This window comes from Pseudomonas sp. IT-P395 (genome assembly GCF_949767675.1).
Taxonomy (GTDB): Bacteria; Pseudomonadota; Gammaproteobacteria; order Pseudomonadales; family Pseudomonadaceae; genus Aquipseudomonas.
This window is the reverse complement of record NZ_CATKPW010000061.1, coordinates 79,989-96,540: the sequence shown is the minus strand read 5'-3', so window position 1 is coordinate 96,540 and position 16,552 is coordinate 79,989. Positions and strand designations below refer to the sequence as shown.

The following is a 16,552-nucleotide window of genomic DNA, read 5'->3' as shown; positions in this document are numbered from 1 at the left end:
GTGTAGCAATGCGCCAATCGCGTGTTTGGTTGGGAGGTATCGTTAACGAAGATACCAAGCGCCACTGCGCGTGAATTAGTTGCTCAAGGGAAGCCACTAACAGAAAGGTCAACACGCACCATCGAGGATCCAGCAGGTAAGCAAATGCCCTGCGATCACTTTTGATCGAGGGTAACTTATAGGTTGCTCGAAATTGATGCTCGTGGACGGCAATCGGCCAAAAGCGGACATTGGCTTCGGCAGGTATTGGCCTAGACTGGGTCGACTCAATAATCGAAGGACATAGAATGCTTATTGTCTTTAGCGGCCTTCCAGGTACTGGAAAAACGACTATAGCAAGTGACCTTGCCACCAGAACAAGGGCGGTGTATCTGCGGATCGATACGATTGAGCAAGCTATCCGAAACTCCGGTGCTCTGGCACAAGACGTGGGGCGGAGCGGTTATATGGTCGCTAATGAGCTTGCTCTGAGCAATCTTCGCTTTGGCAGTACTGTCATAGTCGACTGTGTTAACCCAGTAATCGAAAGCCGAAACGCGTGGAGCGAGATCGCTATTCGCTCTGGTACTCCATTAGTGAATATCCAGGTGGTTTGCTCTGATAAATATGAACACCAGCGACGGGTAGATACCAGGAAGATTGATATTCCTGGTCTGTCGCCCCCGACCTGGCAATCTGTATTGGATCATGAATATGAGCCGTGGGATGACGCTCCCTTTGATATAGACACAGCCTTGACGTCCCCGGCGGAGGCAGTGGCAATGATCACTAAACGATTTTTTTCCGAGGAGTAGCGCCAGCTAAAAGCTCTACTTAGCAAGGTGCGATCAGCAGACGCTTGCCGCTTTTGGCCGAACACTGGTGGTCGAGAACGGCTGCTTTACGCCTCCACTCTCAGCAAAGGGCCGACACCCTGATGAACTCACTCACTGAGCATGTCGCCAGTTTGACGTCTTTTTCTCACACAACTGATCGTCAAAAGTACGCCGGCTGCAATGCCTTGTGTACCGCACATAAGCCAGATTAGGCCTATGTGAAAAAGGACCCAGGCACTCAAACCTAAAATCAGTGTTAACAATACCCCAAGTAAAAGTAGTGGCAGGTGTTGCACAGAGGGGCTGTCCTCCAGCGAGTCGGAAAAAATGCTCCAGCATGCCCATTGCGAGAACAGCGACAGCAGAAGCCACAACATGATCACCCCCCAACCAGAAAAGGATTGTGAGGTGAAGAGGTTGATCGTCGAGGTGATGGTGAACCAAAGAGTGAAGGCGAATGTAGTGCTTGAAGGTACGGTATAGGCTGGAAGGGCAATGGCTATCTGAATCAACTTGAGTGTTTGCAATCGAGTCATTCATACGCTCCCTGCAAGTTGAATTTCACCGCGTCCTATGGATTCTTCAGTGACTATAGATCAGGAGTCCTTCGAGGGGGAGCATGCGGGCGGTCAGCTATTGGCCCATTGCTGCCGGTCACCAAGGCCGCAATCGCCTATAGCTGCCGGTGAGGAACGGTAGATTTTGGCCATAACCGGACACTCGACAGCCCCCGAACGTTTGTTGAGATCCATCTGATCGTCTATGAAAGAAGCGCTCGCAACGGAGCTGGAATGGATACAACTTCCTTACTTTCCGGCGAGACACAAACGTGTGTGACATTCGCGGTAAATGCCAGCACGCCTTCGTCTGTAAACCCCTCAACCAAAAAAGTAAAAGAGTGCTCGCCCAACCTGGCCACGCTGACGTTAATAGTCAATTCGTCATCCCACGTCACCGGAGCCAGCAACTCGATCGACATCGCACGCACCGGCGGCAATATATTAAAACTCATCACCGCTCTAAGCCCCGGCCCCCCTACCCATCTGTCGAGTGCTACACCAATGGCCTCTACAGCAAAATATGAGAATCGCGGGGTGTAAACCACCCCTGCCGGATCACAATCTCCGAACAAAATAGTTCGACTTATAAAAACCGCGTCAGGCATTAACTCCCCCCTACTCGCCAGCGTCAGGCCGATATCGATGAGTTCTTTTCGCTCGGCCATCAAGGGCTTCTGCCTTTGATGGCGGCGATTGCCCCCACATCAGCGACTCAAAGATTTTCGCCTGGAACCTAAGCACTCAGCTGCTTGAACCAGTCAAGACTCTCAACGGTAGTTCCAGAAGGACGGTATTCACATCCGATCCATCCTGCGTAGCCGCGCTGCTCCAGCGCCGCGAACAAGGCAGCAAAGTCGATACTCCCCGTTCCCGGCTCGTGACGACCCGGGCAATCGGCTATTTGCACATGCACGGTTCTGTCATAGAAACGCGCCAGCACATCGGCTGCATCTCCGGTCAAAAGCTGCGCATGGTAAAGATCAAGAATCAGCCCGACACTCGGGAAGGTCTCCAGTACCTGTTGTGCCTTGCTGAAGTCAGACATGTAATAGCCCGGCATCGCCTCCGCGCTGATCACTTCGATCAGCGGCCGCAGCCCCTGGTCTTCCAAGTACTTGACCGCATATTCCAGGTTGCCCGCGTAGGTTCGCTCAGCGTCATTCTGCGTGGTAACGCCCGACATGATGTGGACATCCGCACACGCCAAGGTCTTTGCGTAGCGGGCGGCCTGGAGCAACCCGTCACGAAACTCCTCGCCCCTGCCCTGTAACGCGGCGATGCCTTTGGTCACGCCAGCCGGGGCGGCGAACTGAATCAACGGCAAACTGTATTGGGCTAGATGGTCGGCAAGCAGGCTGGCGTCGAATTCGTACGGTGACGGGAACTCCACTGCCCGGAAACCGGCGGCTGCGGCGGCTTCGATGCGTTGTAGAAAAGGCAATTCATTGAATTGGAAGCCGAGATGAGCATTGAACTTGAGCATTGGGTAATCATCCATCCTGGGAAGAAACGACATCATTAGCCTGGAGCATCCTTTGCCGCTCCAGCACTGCACTATCGCAAGTGCGTTCAACAATTAAAACCAGGTTTCCATCTGGATACCGTATTGCCACACCCCTCCCGCCTGGAAGTCGGACATGCCAAAGGAGTCGTTAGTACTGAACCTGTCCAGATCCGAAGACCAGTTCATGTAGCTGGCGAACACTCGCAACTCCGGACGCGAGAGTAGATCGCCGACGTCGAGTTTGAATGTCGGGGCGACCGTGAATTTCCAGAAGTTACCATCGACCGCATTACGTTGTAGATAGCCTTTGGGGTCGAGGTTCATGGTTTGCCAGCTCATTTCGTAGGCCATTTCGAAGTTGCTGTTGATTTTGTTGGCCAAGCGCACGTTGAGGGTGAGCCAGCGGTAGTCGTCACCTTTGACGTATCTATCCTTGCTCTGTTCAGCCAGCAAGCTGGGCCCGATGCGCCAGTCAGAGGTCAGCGGGGTCTCACCGTAAAGTGCCAGACGCAGCGCGCGGGCGTCGTCGATCAGTTCACCGTCCGAGCCGACGTTCTTGACCTCTGCCCCCAGGCCTTGCCCATAGAGCAGCGCCGTTTTGAAGAAGCCTTCCCTGCCGAAAAAGGTTTTCTGGTGATTGGCCAGCATGCTGTGCAAACCGGAATCCGCAGGCGTCAAACCGGCTTTATTGGTGCGGGTGCCAAAATCGTTTTTCTTGGCGCCGATGGCGTTGTACATCCACTGCCACTGGCCATCCTCAAAGAACTGGTTGGAGGTCAGGATGTAGCTTTCCACATCGGCATTGATACCGCCCTGACTGAAATCCCCGTAGCTACGCCCAATCAACGAGTAATTCGAGCGCCAATGCTTGTTCATCTGCACATCGTAAATTCCACCGCCGGTGCCGGCCAGGTAAACGACGTCCGAGTCCAGCCAGTGGATATCGAAATTATCTCTATCGAATCGCTTGCCTGCCCACAGCGTAGCGTTCTCGAAGACTGAATTGCCTTTGAATGCAGCGACATGGTCGAGCGTGGCGAACACTTGGCGTACGTTGAGTTTGCTTTCGTCGGCCGTCCAGTCATTGGAGCTTTCCACACCGTCGGCGATGGAGACGGTGAATTTGGAACGGGTACCGTTTTGCGCATAGACCTCTTTCGACAGGTCGATACGCATGTAGGTGTCGTCCTCGTTACCGAGTCGCCCGACTGCCCCGCCCACCGAACCGGCCGGCGTTGTATAAGGGCCGCCACGCCCGCCACCCAGCCCCTCGTCAACCAGCAATCCGGAGCGCGCATAGCCGTTGAAGCTGAATCCATCGGTGAGGTTCCCGGTACTGCCCTCCTTGTCCAGGCTTTGCTGACGGGCTTCGAGTTTTGCCAGTCGGGTATCCAGAGCCGGCGCCGAAATGGCTGTTGCGTTAGCCGCGACGGACTGCGAGGGAGGCGTCGCGAATTTGATCTGCTGCAATTCCCGGGCAAGTGCCTGGGTCTGCTGTTCGGCCGTGGTTGCACGCTTTTCTGCTGCGCTGGCACGCGCTTCAAGTGCGGCCATGCGCTCTTCCAGCGTCGCGGCCTGAGAAGCCGCTGCCGATGTGCCGAGCACGCCGACCAGTAGCCAGCTTGATCCTTTCTGCATGTTGATTCCCTGTTTTTTTTTTATTTTTTGGTTGCCGCAATTGCCTTTTTTGCGTGAGTCGCGAGTTGTCACAAACGACAAAAAAAGGATGCCTCCTCGCAAATACGCTGCTACATTTGGCGATGTTAACGTTAACTTTTCTAAAAACAAAAATAAAGGACGCTCGATGAAACACCTGAAATCGCTCCTGCCAGTTGCATTGATCACCCTGTCTGCCGCACTGCCATCCGTGTCGAACGCAACCGATCTGACGATCTCCTGCGGTGCGGTGGGTGCGGAGTTGCAGCTGTGCAAGGAAGCCGTCGATACATGGTCGAAACAGACTGGCAACAACGTCGAGGTGGTCTCCACGCCTAACTCGGCAACCGAGAGGTTGTCGTTCTACCAGCAGATCCTTAGTGCGCAGTCCGCCGACATCGACATCATTCAAATCGACATGGTCTGGCCGGGGATGCTGGCCAAACACTTGATGGATCTGCGTGAGGCGCTTCCCGCCAACGCGACCCAAGGCTACTTCCAGGCGCAGATCGATAACGCCACGGTCAACGGACGGCTGGTGACGATGCCGTGGTTCACCGACTCGGGGCTGCTGTATTACCGCAAAGACTTGCTTGAGAAATACAACAAACAGGTTCCTCAGACGTGGGAGGAAATGACCGCTACTGCCAGGGATGTGCAACAGGCTGAACGCAACGCCGGGAACGCCAATGCCTGGGGTTACATCTTTCAGGGGCGCGCCTACGAAGGGCTGACGTGTAATGCGCTGGAGTGGATCAGCAGCCAGCCGCAAGGCGGACTGATCAATCAACGCGGCGACATCGTGGTCAACAGTCAGGCCTCAAGAGCGGCGTTGACCCTGGCGAAAAGCTGGGTCGGAGATATCTCACCGCGTGGCGTGCTCAATTACACCGAGGAAGAAGGACGTGGCGTATTCCAGTCGGGCAATGCGCTGTTCATGCGTAACTGGCCTTATGTCTGGGCCCTGGTGCAAAGCCGGGACAGCGCCGTAAAAGACAAGGTCGGCGTCGCTCCCCTGCCCCGCGGCGGCGAGACCGGCGAGCATGCCTCCACCCTTGGTGGCTGGGGCCTGGCGGTCTCGCGTTACAGCGCCCATCCCAAACTTGCCGCCGAACTGGTGAGCTACCTGAGCAGTGCCCAAGAGCAAAAACGTCGAGCGCTGAAAGGCGCCTACAACCCGGTGATCGAATCGCTGTATCAAGATCCCGAGTTGCTCGCGGCCATGCCTTATTACGCTCAGTTGCACAGCATTCTCAACGCTGGAGTCATGCGCCCCGCCGCCATTACTGCCGATCGCTATCCACGGGTCTCCAATGCGTTCTTCGATCGGGTGCATGGCGTGCTGGCCGGCGAGTTGCAGGTCGATCAGGCACTCGCCGAACTGGAAAGCGAACTCACGCGCATCAAACGCCGGAACTGGTAAGCCACAAGGAAGGAAATCACCATGTCTGTCTCTACGACCCATGCCCCCTTTGACGAGCTGCTGCTCACGAGGGAAACGCCTGTACAACGTCGCCGGGTGCGCGCTGCCTGGCTGTTTCTGACGCCAATGCTGGTCTGCCTGGCCTTGGTGGCAGCCTGGCCGCTGCTGCGCACATTCTGGTTCAGCCTGACCGACGCCAGCCTGGCGGACACCGGTGGCGCAACCTTCATCGGCTTGAGCAATTATCTGCTGTTCAGCGGTTCCGGCTGGTCGGGCATCCTCGTCGATCCACAGTGGTGGAATGCGGTGCGCAACACGTTGTATTTCACGGTGGTCTCGGTGGGACTGGAAGTCATCCTGGGGCTGTTGGTGGCGTTGCTGCTGAACATCAAGTTCACCGGCCGTTCGCTGGTGCGGGCGTTGATTCTGATTCCGTGGGCGATTCCGACGATTGTCTCGGCGAAGATCTGGTCATGGATGCTCAACGACCAGTTCGGCATCATCAATCACCTGATGCTCAGCCTCGGTCTGATCGACGCACCTCTGGCCTGGACGGCAGATGCCGACCTGTCGATGTGGGCGGTGATCATTGTTGACGTCTGGAAGACCGTGCCCTTCGTCACGCTGCTGATGCTGGCGGCTTTGCAGATGTTGCCGAGCGATTGCTACGAAGCGGCCCGGGTCGATGGCATTCATCCGCTGAAGGTGTTCTGGCGCGTCACGCTGCCACTGTTGATGCCTGCACTGCTGGTGGCGGCGATCTTCCGCATCCTCGATTCCCTGCGGGTATTCGACGTCATCTATGTGCTGACCTCGAACTCGTCGAGCACCATGAGCATGTCGGTGTATGCCCGCCAGCACTTGGTGGAGTTCCAGGACGTCGGCTACGGCAGCGCGGCGTCGACACTGTTGTTTCTGGTGGTCGCGGTGATCGCCATGCTTTATCTCTACCTCGGACGCCGTCAAATGGAGGTCCGCGCATGAGCCCGCGCCTGCTGAAAAAAGCGCTGTTGCGCCTCGGATTCTGGTGCCTGATCGGGGTGTTGCTGCTGTATGCGGTTTTCCCGTTCTACTACGCCATCGTGACCTCGCTGAAGCCCTCCAGTGCCTTGTTCGAGGTGAGTTACTGGATCGAAAATCCTGACTTCTCCAATTACGCGGCGGTCCTCCACCAGGCCTCATTCCTGCGAGCGATCGGTAATTCGCTGGTGGTTGCGCTGTGCGTGGTGACACTGGCGCTGTTCCTCAGCCTGACTGCTGCCTATGCCTTGGGCCGGGTGAAATTCCGTGGGCGTGGCACGGTGTTGATGATGGTGCTTGGCGTGTCGATGTTTCCTCAGGTCGCGGTGCTGTCGGGACTGTTCGAAGTGATCCGCGCCTTGGGTCTGTACAACACCTCGTGGGCGTTGATCCTCAGCTACACGATTTTCACCCTGCCCTTCACCGTCTGGGTGCTGACCACGTTCATGGGGCAACTCCCCCATGAACTGGAGGAAGCGGCAATCATGGATGGTGCGTCCCCGTGGGTGACGCTGACCCGCGTGCTGTTGCCGCTACTCTGGCCCGCCCTGGTCACCACCGGTTTGCTGGCCTTCATCGCGGCGTGGAACGAGTTTCTGTTTGCCCTGACGTTCACCCTCACCGACAGCCAACGCACCGTGCCGGTTGCCATCGCCTTGATTTCCGGCGGCAGCCCCCATGAATTGCCTTGGGGCTTGTTGATGGCTGCCTCGGTGCTGGTCACCGTCCCACTGGTGATTCTGGTGCTGATCTTCCAGCGCCGAATCGTTTCCGGTCTCACTGCCGGCGCGTTAAAGGGTTGATGCCCAATAAAGACAAGGAACCGCATCGTGATGAAATTGAAACTGGACAACGTCAACAAACAATTGGGCGGCGCGCGGATTCTTCGCGACATCAACCTGGAGATCGCTGCGGGTGAATTCGTGGTGTTCGTCGGTCCTTCGGGCTGCGGAAAGTCGACGCTGCTGCGCCTGATCGCCGGACTGGATTCGATCTGCGCCGGCGACCTGCTGATCGACGGGCGCCGGGTCAACGACCTGGAGCCGCGCGAACGTGGCGTCGGCATGGTCTTTCAGTCTTATGCGCTGTACCCGCACATGAGCGTCTACGACAACATCAGTTTCGGTCTCAAACTGGCCAAGACTGAAAAGAGCAGCCTGCGCGAGCGGGTGCTGAAAACTGCGCAAATCCTGCAATTGGACAAACTGCTGCAACGCAAGCCAAAAGAACTGTCTGGAGGGCAGCGTCAACGTGTGGCCATGGGCAGGGCCATGGCGCGCGAGCCGGACATTCTGTTGTTCGATGAGCCGCTGTCCAACCTGGATGCCTCCTTGCGGGTGCAGATGCGCAACGAAATCGCCCGACTGCATGACCGATTGCGCTCGACCATGATCTACGTCACTCACGATCAGGTGGAAGCGATGACCCTCGCCGACAAAATTGTCGTGCTCAATGGCGGCCATATAGAGCAGGTCGGCTCACCACGCGAACTCTATGAGCGCCCGGCCAGCCGCTTTGTCGCCGGTTTTCTCGGTTCGCCGAGAATGAATTTCCTGCCGGCACGCTTGCAGGCGCCGGGAGAAACCAGCCTGGTTGATACTCCGGTTTTGGGGATGACCACCCTGCCCTTCGACAGTTCGAACCTGGCGGCAGACGCCTCGCTGAGCCTGGGCGTTCGCCCGGAACACCTGTCGCTCAAAGCGGCGCCGGGAGCGGCTGGCGTCGTCGTGACCGGGGTCGAATACCTCGGCAGTGAAACCTATGTGCACCTCGATACCGGGCAGGACGAGCCACTGATCTGTCGTTGTGAAGTCAACGCCGGATGGCAGACAGGCGATCGGGTCGAACTGCAACTGGACATCGACAAGATCCACCTGTTCGACGCCGACGGCACGGCATTGAAGCGCCACCCGCACGCCATTCAATCCGTGGCGGATGACCTCTCTCTGCGCTCAATCCGGGCACGCGCCCTATGACCTTGTCTTTGAATACCCAGAGCGATCCCATGTCTTCGACCCTTGACCTTGCGCAGCGCGCCCTGGCTGACAGCCAGTCTCGCGTCATCGAGGATTATCGTCCCGGTTATCATATTGCCCCGCCGGCCGGCTGGATGAACGACCCGAACGGGGTCGTGTACTTCCGTGGCGAGTATCACGTTTTCTATCAGCATCACCCCTTCGACGCGAAATGGGGGCCGATGTATTGGGGCCACGCCAAGAGTGCCGATCTGGTGCACTGGCAGCACCTGCCCATTGCACTGGCACCCGGCGATGACTGCGACCGCGACGGCTGTTTTTCCGGTAGCGCCGTGGTCTGTGGCGATACCCTGGCGCTGATCTACACCGGGCACACCTGGCTGGGCGAAGTGGGTGACGAGCGCCTGATCAAACAGGTCCAGTGCCTGGCCACCAGCAACGACGGCATCCGCTTCGTCAAACACGGCGCGGTGATCGACAGCGCGCCGCAAGACAGCATCATGCACTTTCGTGACCCCAAGGTCTGGCAGGACGATGGTTATTGGTACCTGATTGCCGGCGCACGTCTGGGCGACAGGCCGCTGCTGCCGTTGTACCGCTCCACGGATCTGCACGTCTGGGAATTCCTCGACTATGTGTCCGCCGGCAGCGAGGGCGATGGCTATATGTGGGAATGCCCGGACCTGTTTCGCCTGAATGGACACGATGTGCTGCTGTACTCCCCACAAGGCATGCAAGCCGACGGTTATGACCGGCTCAACAAATACCAGACCGGTTATCGAGTGGGCCAGCTCGATAACCAGTGGCACTTCACCGGTGGACCTTTTATCGAGCTGGATAACGGCCACGATTTCTATGCGGCGCAAACGCTGTTGGCCGCCGATGGCCGGCGCCTCGTATGGGCGTGGCTGGACATGTGGGAAAGCCCGATGCCGAGCCAGGCCCATCACTGGTGCGGCATGCTAGGATTGCCACGCGAACTGGAACTGTGCGCCGATCGCCTTTGCGTATATCCGGCACGCGAGCTCAGCGCGCTGCGAATGGCGCAATTGCCGGGTACGCCGTGGTGGGAAGCGTCGGGAGCCCGCTGGGTGCCGGAGGTAAGCGGCGACATGCTCGAAATCCATGTGCATCTGGATCTGCTCGGCTGCACTGACGGCCACTTGGGAGTCGCCTTGCGCAGCAGCGTCGATGGCCGTGAAGAAACCCTGCTCTATTACGATGCATCACTGCAGCGTCTGGTGCTTGATCGCAGCCGCTCGGGTGCGCAAGTCACGGGCCAGCGCAGCGTGGCGATAGACCCGACACAAGAGCGCTTGGAACTGCGCGTGTTTCTTGATCGCTCATCCATCGAGGTATTCGACGAAAACGGCCGCTTCAGCCTCAGCAGTCGCCTCTATCCGCGCTCCGACAGTCTGGGCGTGAAGCTGGTGGCAGGCGGGAGTGGCGGGCGCGTCTCGATTGCCAAGGCATGGCCGCTCGGTTCTGGATGGTCATGAGCGGCGTCATTCGGGTCGCGAGAAGCCCGGGCCCTGTGTCATGATTCTGCGTCAACCTGACCGGCCGCACTTCGCATGACTTCAGTGAAAGACGTTGCACAGCTGGCCGGCGTGTCCCTGATGACGGTGTCTCGAGCGCTCAATTCTCCGGAAAAACTGAGCCCCGAAACCCTTCTACGGGTGCGTCGTGCCATTGATGAACTGCAATTCGTACCCAGCCTGTCAGCGCGCAAGATGCGCGGTGACAACCTGCAGTCGCGCACCATCGGTGTGTTCGCGCTGGACACTGCGACCACGCCCTTCGCGGTCGAGCTGCTGCTGTCCATTGAACAGACCGCGCAGCAGGCCGGCTGGAATGTCTTTATCCTCAACCTGCTAAGCAATCCGCCCACCGACCAGAACATCGATCTGATGCTGTCGCACCGTCCGGACGGCTTGATCTTCAGCGCCATGGGATTTCGCCAGGTCAGCATTCCCGAGCGATTGAAGAGCAAGCCGCTGGTGCTCGCCAATTGTCTGGCAGATGACAGCCGCCTCGTCAGCTATGTACCCGACGACGAAATGGGCCAGTATCGCGCCGTACACCACGCGTTGAGCCTCGGCTACAAGCGTCCTCTGTGTATCAATCTGCCGAAACAGAGTCTGGCATGGGGGCTGCGACAGAAAGGCCTGCAGCGTGCCTGTCAGGCATTCGGTCTGGCGCCTGACACGCTCCTGCAATACGACCTATCCGATCATGATGCCTACAGTGAAACAGCCGCTATCCTCGACCGGCATGTCATTGATGGTCGTCCCCAATTCGATATTTTGATCTGTGGCAACGACCGCATTGCCTTTTGTGCCTATCAGCTGTTGTTGGGGCGTGGCCTGAAAATTCCCGACGATGTTGCCGTCCTCGGCTACGACAACATGATCGGCATTGCCGAGTTGTTCATCCCGCCGCTGACCACGGTGCAACTGCCGTACTACGAGATTGGTCGCCAGGCTGCACGGCATCTGATCGAGACTCTGGAGCTATCGGGAACTCAGCGCGTTGACTGTCCATTGGTGGTCAGGACATCACTATAAGAGTTGGGCCGTTCGCTGAGAGCACTCCCGATTGCTTACGATTTGCCGATTGGGATCAGAAATCAACCGTCGCTGAAAGCAGATAGGTTCTCGGTGTCGACAACGTCAGTCCCGGTTCACTGTCATCGGACGCCCCTGCCGAACTCCAATAACGCTTGTCCAGCACGTTCTCGATATTCCCGCGCAAGGTGATGGTTTTGTCGTCAACCTTGAACGCATAGCGCGTGCCCACATCGAAGCGCTCCCAGGAATCGATTTCCTTCTCGTTGGACTGATCCAGGTACTGCGAACTGGAATAGATGCCACGGGTTGTCAGCGTCAGCCCTTGCACCGTCGGCACGTCCCACTCGGCGCCCAGATTGACGTTGTATTTCGGCGTCGCCGGCGCACGATTGCCGTCGAAGGTGCCATTGGTGGTCTTGGTCAATTCGCTGTCGATGTACATCACGCCGCCAAGCAAACGGAAGCCTTTGAGCGGTTCGCCGAACACGCTCAGCTCCACACCATTGTTCTCGCGTTTGCCATTGGGTCCGAAGACTCGCGTGGTGGCGTTGGTTTCGTACGCCGGTTGCTTGATGCGAAATACCGCAGCGGTCAGCGCGTAGGCGCCGGCATCGTACTTGGCACCGACTTCAACCTGACGGCTGATAAACGGCGGGAAGATTTCGTCTTCGTTGATGGAAGTCGACGGCGCGATTTTGCCCTGGCTCAGGCCTTCCATGTAGTTGGCGTACAGCGACAGCTTGTCAGTCGCCTTGAACAGAATGCCGCCCGAGGGCGAAACCTTTTCTTCGTCGTAAGCGGTGTCACCTTTGACGTCATCGCTCCAATCATCAACTTTCACGCGCTGCCAGCGAGCGCCGAGGGTCAGCAGCAATCGATCGTCGAAAAAACCCAAGGTGTCGGACAACGCCACGCCGCTGAAGCGGTTTTCCGTGTAGACCTTGGCGTCATTGCGTGTCGGCGTACCGGGTTTGGCGATTTCCACCGGGTCATACAGATTGCTGCGACCGGCCGCATAACGCGCGCCGCCATTCTCGAAATCCATATAAAAGTAGCTGGCCGCCAGATTGACTTCGTGGCTCACCGGCCCGGTGTAGAACCAGTTGCGCACGCCGGCCGTGGCGGTACGGACATTCTCGTCGCGAGTGAAATCTCGCGGTTGAACGCTGAAATCGCCGGCATCGTTGGTCACGGAAACGGCGTGGCGCAAGAAGTCATGATTACTTTTGCGCGCGCCGACGCCGCCGTACAGCATCACCGAGTCATTGACGTCGAACTCAGCGTTGAGCGTGCCGAAGGTGTCCTCGGTTTTCGCCTGAGTCCACGGTTGCGCGTAATTGCGATGCACGCTATTCGCGCTCGGAACCTTGGCATTCGCCGCGACCTGCACGCGCTCCTGCGGCGCGTCGGTATCGCGCTCGGTATGGCCGATATCGGTCGAAAGTCGCAAGCGATCACCGCGAAAATCCAGGCCGAGCACGGCCATGTCACGGTCGACACTTTGATGATCCCACTCGGTATCACCGGACTGTTTGACGCCGTTGAAACGCAGGCCGAACTGATTGTCCTCGCCAAACCGCCGGCCGACATCCACTGCGCCGCCGACCTGATTGTTCGACGCATAATTAGCCGTCAGCGAAGTGATCGGTTTGTCGGTGGCACGCTTAGGCACCACATTGATGCCTCCGCCCACGCTACCCCGTGGCGAGATGCCGTTAATGAGTTGGCTCGGGCCTTTGAGGATGTCGACGCGATCGGCCATTTCCATGTCAATGGTGTACGTCGGCAGCACGCCATAGAGCCCGTTGTACGCCACGTCGCTGTTGAACAGGCTGAAACCACGGATGGTGAACTGCTCGTAGCGGCCACCGGCCGGGTTGGTTGCACGCACCGAAGGGTCGCTGGCGATCAGATCGCCCAGCGTGCGTGCCTGCTGGTTTTTCACGGCTTCGCTGGTGTAGGTGGTCATGCTGAACGGGGTTTCCATGAAGTCTTTCGACCCCAGCAAACCCTGCGAGCCACGCCGCGCGACTTGGCCGCCGGCAAACACATCGGCATCGCTGGAACCAGTGGCACCGAGAATCGACGTCGGCGCCAGTTGCAGGCTGCTGCCCTCGGCGACTGGAATCAATGTGTAGGCATGATCGCCCAGCGGTTGCAGTTGCAGACCGGAACCCAGCAACAAGCGAGCGAACCCCTCTTCCACAGCGAATTCGCCGGATAAACCATTGCTGTTGCGCCCACTCACCAGTGCCGGATCGACCGACAGATTGACCCCGGCCAACCCGGCAAAGCGGGTCAGTGCGGCGCTCAAACTACCGGCCGGCACCTGGTAACTGCGCCGAGCGGCGTCTTCGGCCCAACTGGACTGGATCAACACAGGGCTGGCAGTCAGGCTCAGCAGGAGGCTCAACTGCAACAACGGACGCAAACGACTTGGGAATACTGCGGGCATTGGAAGAAGCTCTCGATTTTGTTCACTTACCTGCAATGACCGGTGAGGCGAAAAAAAGGGACAGGCTTCAGACGATATTTTTTCGCGGCGCCAGCGTTACCCAGAAACGCGTGCGCGAATGGACCTCCAATGGCAGGCTCGCCGCCAGCAGCGCCAGCACTTTATCGGTGTCGTCGAGACGGAAACTGCCGGTGACACGCAGACTTTCAAGTGCTGGCTCCCAGCGCAGAAGCCCCGAGCGATATCGGCTCAACTCGCGCAGGAAATCCCCCAACGGCTGGTTTTGCGCCATCAACACACCGTCACGCCAACCGGGCATTTTGGCGTCGAACAACGTGACCGGTCCGGCGCCGGAGGTCTGCAAATTGACCAGTTGCCCGGCGTTCAACTGCAGCGCCGGCCCGTGCAACGGCTGCAATTGCACCGAACCACTGACCACCGACACGGTGCAATCACGTTCGTTGAGGCGCACGCAGACTTCGCTGCGGCTGACAATGATCCGACCGTACGGCGCGTTGACCGTCAATGCCGTGCTACCCGGAACGTTGAGCGCCATTTCGCCGCGCACCAACGTCAACTGACGGCTGGCCAGAACGACGTTCACCGCGCTGGCGGTGTTCAGCTGCAAGGTGCTGCCGTCGGCTAGCCGTGTTCGCGTGTGCTCTCCGGTGGAAGTCTGCAAATCCGCGCGCCAGACGTCGAGCGGCAACTGGCGACTGATCAGCCACGCCGCAGGCACCAAAGCCGCCAGCCCCAGCGCCCTTTTCAATGCTGCACGCCGCGCCAGATCCGGGCGATCGAGTGTGGCCATGGCCAATTCTGTCGGCAGACTGGAAAAGCGCTGGCGCAGCAATTGAATCTTCTGCCAGGCGTTTTCATGGCGGCTATCGCTGTCGCGCCAGTGCTTCAGTCGCGCGTGATCGGCTTCACTGGCCTCGCCGGATTCGAGCAATGCCAACCACTGTGCGGCGGCTCGCGCCACTTCACGCGCTTCGGTGTTGGGTGCGACGCGCATCATAGATCCAACATCAAACAATGCTCGTAAGCCATTGCCATGTAACGTTTTATACTGCGTTCAGAAACCTGCAAACGTTCGGCGATTTCACGGTAACCGAGGCCTTCAAGCTGACTCAGGAGAAAGGCCCGACGCACCGCTCGCGGCAAACCATCGAGCAGCTCATCCAGCGCTTGCAGGGTTTCCAGCAACAGCCAACGTTGCTCGGGCGACGGCACGCATTCTTCGGGCAACTGCGCGAGGGCTTCGAGATAGGCCTTTTCGAGGCTGCGGCGGGTGTAGAAATTGCTCAGCAGGCGTTTGCCCACGGTCAGCAAATACGCACGCGGTTCGCGCATGTCGGCGATCGGTTGCGCACTGCAGAGTACGCGCAGGAAGGTGTCCTGACTCAGGTCCGCCGCATCCCACGCGTTGCCCATGCGCCGCCGCAGCCAGGTTTCCAGCCAGCCTCGATGGTCGCGATACAGTTCGTGCAGGTGCTGCGGCGATGGCGTCGCTGCTTCAGTCATCTCAAGAGTCCTGCGCGAAGTCAGTTTCAAATGAGAGTGATTCTATTTAACTTGCGCGCCGAGACAAAGCCTTTTTATCCAAGACGGCTTTCATGAGCGCTTCAAGGTCTCGCTCGGCAACTCCTTGAACAACGCCCGGTAACTGCTGGAAAACCTTCCCAAATGCCAGAACGACCACTGCATCGCCACCTCGGCAACCGTAGTTTCCGTGGGCCGACGCTTGAGCAATTCGCGGTGTGCACTGTTCAATCGGCGCAGGCGCAGCCAGTGACTTGGCGTCATGCCGGTGTAGGCCTTGAAGGCTTGTTGCAACTGGCGCAGTGGCACGCCCGCAACGTGCGACAGTTCGAGCAGATTGACGGTGTCTTCCGGCGAATCCGCCGCCCACTCTCCCACCCGTTTCATGATCATTCGCTCTTCGGTGCGCCGCTGTAACCCACCTCGATCAAGACTTGTATGAGCGTTGTCGAGGATGAACAGACAGTCTTCCAGCAGCTGCTGTGTCAGCGCATCTTTATCAAGCGGATCAACAGCTTGCGACAACTTTGTGAGAATCGAGCTTAACCAGCGACTGAACAAGGCGTTCTGCCCGCAATTGAGTTGGGTCATGAACAAGCCTTCGAGCTTCGCCACATTCAGACCGTGCTGACGGACAAACTCCGGGCCGAACACGACGGCGATTTCCTGATAGTTCTCCGGGGTGATCCAGATGTTGCGGCTGTCTTCATTGAGCAGGTACAGCGCGTTGTCGCTGCGATCAAAACAGAACGCCAAAGCACCCGATGGCGCACTGAAATTCTGCTCGACCCGGGTGTTCATCTGCTCTTCGTAGACCTCGACACCCTGCAGATCCAGATAGCGGATCTGCCCGGCGAAATGACCCGGCGACATCTGTTGGTAATGCTGGACCCAGCCCGGTGTGGCGCGGACTTGCTCAGCCACATCGGCGGTGTTGAATGCTTGAACCTGGAGCGGATTGCACGTTGTCATGGGGTGACCTTGCGCACTCTTTTGGTGCGCTTTGGTGCTGCTTAAAGTGGATAGATGGA

At 58.1% G+C, this 16,552-nt stretch carries 15 protein-coding genes; 7 read left to right on the top strand and 8 right to left on the bottom strand.

Annotated features, from left to right (window positions below):
* Positions 1 to 287 precede the first annotated feature (287 nt).
* Entirely contained in the window at positions 288 to 794 is a 507-nt protein-coding gene (locus ACM6IN_RS28405; protein ID WP_123375211.1) for an AAA family ATPase, read from the top strand.
* A 128-nt stretch (positions 795 to 922) separates the two neighbouring features.
* Here ACM6IN_RS28405 and ACM6IN_RS28400 read toward each other — a convergent pair whose 3' ends face one another.
* From ACM6IN_RS28400 to ACM6IN_RS28385, 4 genes are all read right to left on the bottom strand, one after another.
* A complete protein-coding gene (locus ACM6IN_RS28400; protein ID WP_007910226.1) occupies positions 923 to 1,351 on the bottom strand; it encodes a hypothetical protein in 429 nt (142 codons plus the stop codon).
* A 224-nt stretch (positions 1,352 to 1,575) separates the two neighbouring features.
* Positions 1,576 to 1,980 carry an acyl-CoA thioesterase gene (locus ACM6IN_RS28395; RefSeq protein WP_414917220.1) on the bottom strand — a complete coding sequence of 135 codons (405 nt, stop codon included), beginning with the start codon at positions 1,978 to 1,980 and terminating at the stop codon, positions 1,576 to 1,578.
* A gap of 128 nt (positions 1,981 to 2,108) precedes the next feature.
* A complete protein-coding gene (locus tag ACM6IN_RS28390; RefSeq protein ID WP_095112206.1) occupies positions 2,109 to 2,858 on the bottom strand; it encodes a hydroxypyruvate isomerase family protein in 750 nt (249 codons plus the stop codon).
* Positions 2,859 to 2,951: 93 nt separating this feature from the next.
* A complete protein-coding gene (locus ACM6IN_RS28385) occupies positions 2,952 to 4,517 on the bottom strand; it encodes a carbohydrate porin (RefSeq protein ID WP_414917116.1) in 1,566 nt (521 codons plus the stop codon).
* 166 nt (positions 4,518 to 4,683) lie between these two features.
* Between ACM6IN_RS28385 and ACM6IN_RS28380 the strand changes: the two genes are divergently transcribed.
* The 6 genes from ACM6IN_RS28380 to ACM6IN_RS28355 all read left to right on the top strand — a co-directional run bounded on the left by ACM6IN_RS28380 (position 4,684) and on the right by ACM6IN_RS28355 (position 11,521).
* Entirely contained in the window at positions 4,684 to 5,958 is a 1,275-nt protein-coding gene (locus ACM6IN_RS28380; protein WP_414917115.1) for an ABC transporter substrate-binding protein, read from the top strand.
* A 21-nt stretch (positions 5,959 to 5,979) separates the two neighbouring features.
* Positions 5,980 to 6,942 (top strand): carbohydrate ABC transporter permease, encoded by a 963-nt coding sequence (locus tag ACM6IN_RS28375; RefSeq protein ID WP_414917114.1) that lies wholly within the window; start codon positions 5,980 to 5,982, stop codon positions 6,940 to 6,942.
* Positions 6,939 to 7,781 (top strand): carbohydrate ABC transporter permease, encoded by an 843-nt coding sequence (locus ACM6IN_RS28370; RefSeq protein WP_007910217.1) that lies wholly within the window; start codon positions 6,939 to 6,941, stop codon positions 7,779 to 7,781. The genes ACM6IN_RS28375 and ACM6IN_RS28370 overlap by 4 nt, the downstream gene beginning before the upstream one ends.
* Before the next feature lie 27 nt (positions 7,782 to 7,808).
* Positions 7,809 to 8,954: an ABC transporter ATP-binding protein gene (locus tag ACM6IN_RS28365; protein WP_414917113.1), complete on the top strand. Its 1,146-nt coding sequence runs from the start codon at positions 7,809 to 7,811 to the stop codon at positions 8,952 to 8,954.
* On the top strand, positions 8,951 to 10,453 hold the full coding sequence (locus ACM6IN_RS28360; RefSeq protein ID WP_414917112.1) for a glycoside hydrolase family 32 protein: 1,503 nt from the start codon (positions 8,951 to 8,953) through the stop codon (positions 10,451 to 10,453). The genes ACM6IN_RS28365 and ACM6IN_RS28360 overlap by 4 nt, the downstream gene beginning before the upstream one ends.
* Before the next feature lie 75 nt (positions 10,454 to 10,528).
* The gene (locus ACM6IN_RS28355; RefSeq protein WP_414917111.1) at positions 10,529 to 11,521 is read left to right on the top strand and encodes a LacI family DNA-binding transcriptional regulator; all 993 of its coding nucleotides are present in this window, start codon (positions 10,529 to 10,531) and stop codon (positions 11,519 to 11,521) included.
* A 55-nt stretch (positions 11,522 to 11,576) separates the two neighbouring features.
* On the opposite strand, the gene ACM6IN_RS28350 is transcribed toward ACM6IN_RS28355, so the two are convergent.
* The 4 genes from ACM6IN_RS28350 to ACM6IN_RS28335 all read right to left on the bottom strand — a co-directional run bounded on the left by ACM6IN_RS28350 (position 11,577) and on the right by ACM6IN_RS28335 (position 16,493).
* Positions 11,577 to 13,979 carry a TonB-dependent siderophore receptor gene (locus ACM6IN_RS28350; RefSeq protein ID WP_414917110.1) on the bottom strand — a complete coding sequence of 801 codons (2,403 nt, stop codon included), beginning with the start codon at positions 13,977 to 13,979 and terminating at the stop codon, positions 11,577 to 11,579.
* Between the two features lie 67 nt (positions 13,980 to 14,046).
* The gene (locus ACM6IN_RS28345) at positions 14,047 to 14,994 is read right to left on the bottom strand and encodes a FecR domain-containing protein (protein ID WP_414917109.1); all 948 of its coding nucleotides are present in this window, start codon (positions 14,992 to 14,994) and stop codon (positions 14,047 to 14,049) included.
* Positions 14,994 to 15,503, bottom strand: coding sequence for a sigma-70 family RNA polymerase sigma factor (locus ACM6IN_RS28340; protein WP_038361341.1), 510 nt, complete (start codon positions 15,501 to 15,503; stop codon positions 14,994 to 14,996). The genes ACM6IN_RS28345 and ACM6IN_RS28340 overlap by 1 nt, the downstream gene beginning before the upstream one ends.
* A gap of 90 nt (positions 15,504 to 15,593) precedes the next feature.
* Entirely contained in the window at positions 15,594 to 16,493 is a 900-nt protein-coding gene (locus tag ACM6IN_RS28335; RefSeq protein ID WP_123375203.1) for a helix-turn-helix domain-containing protein, read from the bottom strand.
* Between the last annotated feature and the right edge of the window lie 59 nt (positions 16,494 to 16,552).